Source organism: Chitinophaga sp. LS1 (assembly GCF_034274695.1).
In the GTDB taxonomy this organism is placed as follows: domain Bacteria; phylum Bacteroidota; class Bacteroidia; order Chitinophagales; family Chitinophagaceae; genus Chitinophaga.
Map to the genome: position 1 here is coordinate 7,922,081 of NZ_CP128362.1, position 10,019 is coordinate 7,932,099.

The following is a 10,019-nucleotide window of genomic DNA, read 5'->3' on the forward strand; positions in this document are numbered from 1 at the left end:
TCAAACAACGTTTAGTTGCATTTGCACAATGGTGCCCTGTCCCATTTTCATCACCTGGTCAGCTATATGGAAGTAAGCATCGTCATGAGAAATGATTATAATGATCTTCCCTGCTTCTTTCAACTGGAATATGAGATCATTATAAAAGAATTTCCGAAACACAGGGTCCTGATCTGCAGCCCATTCATCGAATATTACAATGGGCTTATTCTCAAGGTAAGATACGAGTAAGGCCACGCGTTTTTTCTGTCCGGAAGACAACTGAAAGTTTGAGAAACTACCATTTAGTAAAGATATCTTTTTGTCCAGCTGCAGCAACTGGATTTTTTCACTGATCTCACTATCTAATCCATCCAAATCGATTCCGTAGAGTTTATCAAATAAATGGTAATCACTAAAGATAGCAGAGCAATGTTCTCTCAGTTCAAATGCTTCCTGTGGTTTTCCATCAATCAGGATGGCTCCTTCAGAAGGACTATACAGACCACACAGTAATTTCGCCAGCGTAGATTTACCACTTCCATTTCCACCGACAATAAATAAGACTTCTCCTCTTTTCAGTTGGAAGGAAACAGGTCCCACTTTAAAGCCGGTCCCATCCAGTTCATAGTTATATCGCACATTGTCTACTAGCAGGTGTGCTATTTCACTGGTTGGTCGTAGTGCCGGATTTATTGTCTGGTCAGTAGCTATATCAGCAATCTGGGCTTCGAAATGATTGATCCGGTTCCATGATATCCTGATACGCGCCAGTTGTGGTAATGCACTTAAGATCATGTTAACAGGTCCGGTCATGTACAGGAACACAAATACAAAGGTCCTGATCTTACTTTCATCGAGGTTCAGTAGTATCAATGGAAAGATAAACACGACGACACCAATCACTGCTGTAAAGATCAATTCTCCGATCACAAAGACATCTGCATACATGACACCTGATTCGATATTTGCATTTCTGAAGTTAGCTCCGTTTACCCGCATGTCAGCTTCAAAAGCCAATCGCTTTCTGAGATTCAGCTTTAATTCCTTAAATCCATTTACAATATCATTGAGAAATTTAAAATAGATATTCTGATGATCCCTGGCTTTTTCAAGGGTAGCATGTGCTTTTCTGTTTACCAGATAAAACAGGGATACTGCAACCAACACTGTTCCGATGGCAATGCACATTCCCCAGAGATTTACGAATGCGAGATATATAAAACAACAAACCAGTGTTACTGATCCCGTTACCACAGCTACAAGGGAATTGGGCAAGTTGCTTATTTCCTGTGTATCGTTATTTAAAACCGTCAGTAGATTTTCCTTCTTTATTCGTTCGACCTGATGAAAGGAAGAATTCAGAAATAATTTGACCAGTTCCGTACGGGTATTAAACACGAAGTCATTTACCATCCTTACCAGTTTTCTTCGGATTTCACGCTGTGCATAGATATAGATAGCGATACCGACCAGCAGAAATATTACAAAACCATTGCTGATAGCATCTTTCCTGGAGATGCTCTGGTTAATCACAATAATGATCAGGCTGTTTGCAAATCCCCCTAAACAGCTCAGTGTAGCTACCGGAAACAGCATCCGGTCATTTTGCTTTATAAACATTGTGGTAGCTATGAAGTAAAGGAAAAACAACGCAAGCGACAGATAAAACAATGTAATGACTGACTGGAAACTTTCCGGTGCCCATACTACCATAAACTGCCAGGATAATCCATCAAAACAAGCTTTGGGTATGATATAAAAGCCGATCCCTATCAGTAACAGCAAAAACAGTGTACGTAATAGCGTCAGTATGGCGGTCTTTCGTGATAAACTGAATACCCTTACGCCTTTGATTACTTCAAGCACAAACTTTACAGCGTACCAGGCAGTAGCTATCATAAATAACAGTACGATAATGCCAAGCACTACCATAAATTTATCTAACTGGCGATACATGTCTCCATCATATGGTATCGGCGCTTCTCCTTCCACGATCCGCAATACGCCACGGGCAATTCGCTCTGTATAGGCTGTATTCAGGTTACATAGTACAGCAACACCTGTGCTATCGGTATGATGATACACGATGTATGAAGCGTAATTGGGATTTCTTCCGCCATGTGCAATCGTCCCATCGCTATCACGGGATACTAACCATCCACCGGCATAATAAGCCCCGTTTGCATCAGGTAGCACGCTGCTATCTGGTACATGCGATGCCTGGATCACCTCGTTCAGCAATGTATCTGTCGTCCCTTTTAATTGTATGGTCAGCCATTTCTCTATCTCATCAATGTTAGCCGTAAGATAACCTGCCGGGTTATTGCCTTCAAATGGTGGGGCTTCGTAAGGTATGGGTTGCAAGTATCCGAATTTATAACCTGTTGCCTTTTCAGGCATCTTTCCATAAGTAAAGCGGGCGGTATTTAAACCCAAAGGGGTTAAAACCTGCTCCTTTATAAATGTTTCAAAAGGTTGACCGGCCACTTTTTTAATGATGAGTCCAAGAACGTCGTAATTAATAGTGGCATACAGAAACTTTGTTCCAGGCAGGTTTTCGAGTGTTGTTCCTGACAAACGCTTTACAGTTTCTTCCAATGCTTTATTACTATGTTCGGGCCGGATCAGATCAATAGCCGAAAATGGAATACCGGAAGTATGATGTAAACAGTTACTGATCGTTATTTCCGGCGTGACAATCTTTCCATCTGGTAATTTATATTTCAACTGAAACCATGGCAGATATTTGTGGACTGGATCATTCATATTCAGCTGACCTGTTGCTGCCAACCGCAGAATACCTAATGCTGTAAAAGCTTTGGTATTAGAGCCGATTTCAAAAGTGGTCCTATTATTTACTTGTTCCTTACGTGCAAGATCCGCATATCCATATGCTGCTTTATAAACAGGTTCGCCCTTTTGTAATACAACAATTGAAAGTCCGGGGATCCCTGACTTTGACATTTGTTCCTTGACAAAACCATCCACGCTGTTTATTACATCCTTCTTTTGCTGCGGCAAGGCAACGGCCGGAAGGACAGATAATAAGATCAAATAGGCAAATACAATCCATCTGCCAGTATATTTGCTTCTTGGCGGCAATCCAAAAGTTGGCAACATTTGGTTATTTTATTTTAAAATGTCTTCATGATTATTTGCCTATTAATCTTTTAAGCAAATTGATGTATAGCTGCGATATTTTTTTGATCTGTGGTCCGGCAAAAACAGCTCTGTTAAAAGTGAAATCAACTTTAATAGCATTCACGAATTCACTCAGGTAAACGGTTAATTCAAACTTGCAATCTGTTTCATAATCGGTTATTACTGGTTCAGTTGGTTCATACTCAATAGTTCGCTTCTTTGAGAGGTCAATGTTCTGCATATTGAAGAAGTATTGCATAGCGGGTAACTTCATATTTAGCTTATCCAATACTGTATCAATAGGGAAATTCTGATGGCTTATACATTCGCTCACACTGAAGTGTAAATCTTTGATAAATGGAATAATTTCTAACTCCTTATCAATGGGAATTTTCATCAATAAGGTGTTTGCGAAGAATCCAACAATTTCATTCAGGTCCGGATTATCTCTTCCAGATGTCGCGATCCCACAAACAATTTCATTTTCGTCAGTCACTCTGGCCATTAAAATATTAAAGGCCGCAAACATGGTGATAAAGATAGAAGTATTATTCGATTTAGCAAATATCTTTAGCTCATTTAATATCATATCATCAACATACAACACAAGCGATGATGACTTTCCTATAATGGATCTTGTGGTGGACCTTACAGTTTTCTGTTCAGCAAAATTCTCTTCGAAGATTTTCTTCCAGTACACAAAAGAAGGATGCGCCTCCATATTTTCATTTGCTCTGAAACCGTCTTCCTGTAAGGCTAAATCCAGGAAATTATATTTCAGCAATTGTAATTGCGGTGTTCCGTTTCTGAGCAGGGACAGGTATATTTCTGAAAAATCATTTCCTAAAATATTCATGGACCATGCATCTGCAATGATATGATGAATCGTAATGATTATTTCAAATTTATCTACCGCCAGTTCATATACCCTTATCCGGTACAAAGGATATGCTGATAGTATAAATGGTTTTAAACGTTCTTTTGCCACATCTCCCTTAATCAGTGCATCCTGTTCAGCAACAGACATTGCTGACAGATCATGGAATTGTATATCCGGTGCCGGTGCATCTTTCAGGAATTGTAAAGGAACACCATCCTTCTGCATAATGTAGGAAGACAGGGTAGATTGCCGCTCTTCCAGTACGCGGAATGCATCAATGATCGCCTGCCTGTTAAAGGTTTCATTGATTGCTACCCTATTGACAATATTGTACGAGCTATCTGCAGGATTCAGCTGATTGATAAACCAAAGTCTTTTCTGGTTGTAAGTCAATGCTGCCTGACGGGCATCCGGATAATGCACTAATTCCGGGAACTGCGTTTGCAATGAATGATCTTCTTTTGTACCCAACAGTTCCTTGAAATATGCGGCCAATAGTCTGATCGTGTTATATTGATAGATAACATCAACACTAATATTCATATACCCAAATTCTTTCTTGTAACTGTTTAAGAACTTTAATCCAATCAGGGAGTCGCCTCCAAGGCTAAAGAAATCTGCATCCGGATCGATGGCATCATATTTAAAATGCTTTTTCCAAATGCTTAATATGGTTTGCTCAATATCGTTTTTGTTTAGCTGTTGTGTTTGTACGGGATCTGTTGCTGCTATAGCTGATGGCTGAGGTTTTTCTCCTGCCAAGCGGACATTTTTGTAGAACTGGTTTTTATCATGATACACTGCCCACCTGCGGTAAGTGCCATCTACAATTTTTAACATGTAACGGTTACCATCTTCATGCTGCAGATAATTACTTTCTTCCACACCCTGTTTTCCCTGCATGCGGGTATTCAATTCATCCAGCCGCTGTCCCATTCCGACATTCCATGCTGGCCAGTTAACAGTTATTACACGGGTCTGGTCATTAAATTCCGGATCAAAGCTGTAGGAATCGAGAAAAGCATTGGCTGATGCATACGCCAGGTTATTAATATTATTGAACACCGTTGCCATGGATGAAAATAACATAACGAAATCAATATTTCTTCCACGAATGGCATGCTTAAGATGAATGGTTCCCTTTACCTTGGCACTGAATGCTTCATCCAAAACGGATGCTTTCAGGGAATTGGTCGTACCGCCAAAGGAATCTGTTCCGGCTGCATGAAATATGCCATCCACTTTCCGGCCTTTTGCTTCTATCTGAGTAAAGATACCGGCTACCTGTACCGGATCTGACATATCGCAGGAGATATATTCCACTGTTCCCGTTACTGCTTCAGTCTGCAGGAGATTTGACTGCCCCATTATTAAGCCAAATGGTACTGCACCTTCCTGGTCGCCCGCAAAGCTATGGATATTCTCAAATCCATTTTCCACATATTTATCGCCCCATTTCTCCAATGATAACAATGGAGAATTATCTGCTATTCTTTCATCCACGAAGTTCCACCAGCCATCGGTTAATCCCCAGATCAGGAACTCCATCTTTTGTTCTATAATATTCTCTACCAGACATAGTACGCCGAAGTGTACCAACAGCTTCTTCAAATTTTTAAACGTCACATTGATATCCGGCGTAGCATGTACCACACAAAACCCTATGATGACATCAAATGGTTCATGCCCAAAACGTTGTTGCAGAGGGTCTTTTGAAATATCCAGTATGTCAAAATTCATTTGTCTGGACGACGTACTTCCGAAAGTATTTTCGGCTTTTTCTATAAATGATTTTGATATATCAGTAAATACATATTGAACAGGTGTATCCTTTAGTCCGTTCAACACATAGGTAGTCAACATTCCTGATCCCCCGCCAATTTCCAGTATTCTTACCGGCCGCTGTACCTGCTGGCTGATGGCTGCAATGGTTTCACAGATTGTCTCCGCATATTTTGCAACAGCATAATTATCATCTCCCGGATCTTTAAATGACTTTAAAAAGTTCAGATCACCACCCGGGAAAACAACATTCAATCCTGTATCCCTGCCTTCAAATACGTCCTGGTATTTACCTGTACAATGACGCAGCAGCTCAGCTACGCTGTTTGCACCAGCACCACTATTCCATTTTACCTCTTCATCAATATTGGCTGTATGAAATACATACCCCTCTGCAGTCTGCTTTACCATCCCACTTTTCACCAGTAATGAGAGCAGATACTGCTGGAATCTTGCCAGTCGTTGTCCTTGTATTTTCGCTGTCCATGCTGTCTCCGAAATAGTATGGTTATCTGCACCAAGACCCAGGTAAGCTTTCATTGCATGGTATACCAGCAGTACTGAATACTGATCGAGTCTTTGTGTAAAATCCAGTTTTTCTGCACCCTTAGCGGTAAACATAGCTGCCAGTCCATCCACCAGTTTTTTCCATGAGGTAGTCATTGCTGACAGGTAAAACCCCTGTAAGGTATGAGCGGCAGGTGCTGGCTTTCTACCAACCAGCACTATATTTGCCCCGTAATCAGCAGACAAGGTGGCAGCCAGTTTAACACCGATTCCGCCCGTACCACCTGTGATGACATATGTGCCACCTTTTTTCAGCTGTGAGCCATAACTCACTTCGTTATCTAATGAAACGATATTAAAGCCTTCGGTAAAAATGTTGTTCTTTCTTAATACCAGTACTGGGAATTTATTAAATTCAATGCTTACCTGTATGGCTTCTTTTATCAGTTCGCCAATATCGCCTGCCAGGAATTCGGTTTCATCCACATCCATCAGCTGCGCATATAATGCCGGATATTCTTTTATTATTCTTTTTGTTAAACCGGAAAGTATATTTTTTAATGCATACAGCCGCGTATCTCCATTTGTAAACTGAGAATTGGTGGTCAGCATGATCAGCCTTCCCAGGTTTTCAGGCCTCACCTTAGCCGCCTGTTGTACAAGATATAATACAGCGAGGTATTCCTGCTTTATCCTATCAAACATGCTGTCATCGAACGGCAGACATAACCGGAGGCTGATGACATTCCAGGCCCCGGACTTTGATGAGCTGAGTGCTTCAAAAAGGCGGAGATAGTCATTTTCGTTGTATGGATCTATCTCAAACTGGCTGGCAGCTCTTTTCTTAAATTGCTTTCCCTGGAAAACCAGTATGGCATCCGAATACAATTGTAATAGTGAAGACGTATTCAACAGGCTGTCATCTTCAGGTAGCAATATCAGATAATTTCCTGCTGCTATATCTTTTGGCTGGCTTCTATGCCTAAGGTATTTCCATTCGGGTACATAACCATAATCTCCGGCAGGGAGCATCTTTTCTCTCTGATTGGCAGATTTGTTATCCGTATTTAATAATTTAAAAAACTGTGCTTTGTAATCTGGAGCATATTCCTGTTTGTCAAAAGCATAGCCGGGCAGGGACGTTTTACGGAATTCGCTGGTCCTGTAAAATTTGTTCCAGTCAATATTTATTCCATATAAAGCTAACTGGCCAATGGCCTGATAAAAAATAGTCTGTTCTCCCGCCAAGCTTTTAGGATGTTTTAGAAAATGAATGGCAGCCTCATTACGCCTGGCTGAAGACTCCTTCACTATATTCATGAGGGTTGCACCAGGGCCTATTTCGAGATACAGCAGATCGCTAGTTTCCTGTATTTGCTGTATGCCTTTGTAAAACAAAACTGGTTTTCTGATATGAGAGACCCAGTAATCACTGGTCATCATTTCGGTTTCGGTCAGCCAATTACCTGTTATACATGACACAATAGGGATAGCTGGTTTATTGAACTTAAATCCTTTTACAATGGATGCATATTCATCCAGTACAGGGTCCATCAGCCTCGAGTGTCCGGCACAGGAAGTATTTAATTTTTTATACAACACTTCTTGCGATGCTAAAATATTGCAAAATGCATCTATAGCATGGACCGGCCCCGAAATGACCCAGCTTGTGGGGCCATTGATCCCGGCTATTTCGACATCGTTAGTGAGCAGTGCTTTGAGGGTTGCTTCATCTGTCGACACTGCTACCATGCTACCCGGTAAAGCCTGCTGCATGACGCGGCCACGGTTGCATATCAGCTTTACGGCATCTTCCAGAGACATTACGCCGGCAATACATGCACAGGCATATTCTCCCAGACTATGGCCGATCATGGCAAACGGTTTGACACCATAATGGATCAGAAGTTTTGCCAGTGAATACTCTATTGAAAACAACAGCACTGGTACTGCCTGCACTTCTGCCAGTGGCTGATAACCTTCCATCTCTCCTCTTCCTTCAGGATATAAGAATGGCTTGTGATTGATGCCACTATACCTGAAAATAATATCAAAACAGGTATCTAATACTTCTCTGAAATAGGGATCTTCTTTGTATAAGGAAGCGCCCATATGCGGATATTGCGGCCCTTCACCCGGAAACATAAAGATCAGTTTCGGTTCGGTTCGGTATTTATATTCTACCTGTATTCCATTGCCTGTTTTCATTGACCGGACAGCATCTATACGGCTATCGGCCACAAACAGGCTTCTGTAATTAAGTAATTTTCTTCCTGACAGCAGTGTATATGATACATCCGGGAGTTGTACACTTTCCTGTTCTTCCAGGAATGAAGTCAGGTTTTCAGTTGTATTTGTCAGCGAAGCAGGTGTGTTGCCGCTTACCACCAGCAATTGTGTTGCTCTGCCTTTGTAGGGTGCTACAGGTGCCGGCTGATATTCTTCCAGGATAACATGCGCATTCGTTCCGCCAATGCCAAAAGAACTTACGCCTGCCCGCCGTGGTATACCCGTGGTGGTCCAATCCCTCAATTGTGTATTTACATAGAAGGGAGAATTGTTAAAATCAAAATTGACGTTTGGTGTATCGCAGTTGATCGATGGTGGCAGGACATGGTGTTTTAAAGCTAATGCAGTCTTTATCAGGCCTGCTACGCCTGCCACTACATCCAGGTGGCCAATGTTACCTTTAACTGATCCTACACCGCAATAGCCCCTCTTTTTGGTATTAAATGCCTGTCTGAGGCCTTCCAGTTCTACGGAATCACCAATGCGCGTACCCGTACCATGGCATTCCACCATTGTGATGGTCTCCGGATCTACCTCTGCAATATCCATAGCGGTTCTGATCACATCTGCCTGTCCTGCTATAGCGGGGGTTGAAAAACCACTTTTCTCATTCCCATCATTATTGATGGCAGAACCTCTGATGATAGCGTAAATATGATCACCTTCTGCAATGGCATCTTCGAGACGTTTGATAACTACTACGCCTGCCCCATTGGAGAATAAAGTACCGGTAGCACTGTTATCAAACGGACGGCAGTACCCGTCTTTAGAGAAGATCATGCCATCTTCATACAGGTAGCCACGCTCCTGTGGCTGGAGGACGGATATCCCACCGGCAACAGCTATTTCACACTGTCCATTTAACAGAGATTTACATGCAAGATCTACTGCTACCAGAGATGATGAGCAGGCTGTATTTACATTAAATGCAGGTCCCTTCAGATTAAATTTATAGGCAATTCTTGTACTCAAGTAATCTTTTTGCGCCAGGATTGCATTTCTGAAAAGATCTGTAATATCATTTCCTACTGAAAATGTTTCGTGCAGATAGTTGTTCGATGCAGTACCATACAAACCAATTTTACCGGTGTATTTATACGGATCATAACCGGCATCCTCCAATCCATGCCAGACCACTTCATGAAAGATCCTGGTCTGAGGATCCAATATCATGGCTTCGTGTGGGGTGTAGTTAAAAAATATCGGGTCAAAGTGATTAGGATCTTTAATAATACCCCTGGCATTTACATAATTTTTAAACTTTGATGCTAATCCAAATACCGGGTTGGTTGGATCTTCGATATCAAAAAAAGAGATACAATTCTTACCTTTCTTTATATTATTCCAATATTCCTGCACATTCTCAGCTTCGGGAAATACGCCTGCCATTCCTACAATAGCCAATTCCAAGCCTGTAAACTGGGTCATACAATATCCT

At 41.6% G+C, this 10,019-nt stretch carries 2 protein-coding genes; both read right to left on the reverse strand.

Features of this window, described 5'->3' with window-relative positions; genetic code table 11:
• Positions 1–3,102, reverse strand: a complete 3,102-nt coding sequence (locus tag QQL36_RS32570) for a cyclic peptide export ABC transporter (RefSeq protein WP_321568124.1) — start codon at positions 3,100–3,102, stop codon at positions 1–3.
• Positions 3,103–3,133: 31 nt separating this feature from the next.
• Positions 3,134–10,009, reverse strand: a complete 6,876-nt coding sequence (locus tag QQL36_RS32575) for a polyketide synthase (protein ID WP_321568125.1) — start codon at positions 10,007–10,009, stop codon at positions 3,134–3,136.
• Between the last annotated feature and the right edge of the window lie 10 nt (positions 10,010–10,019).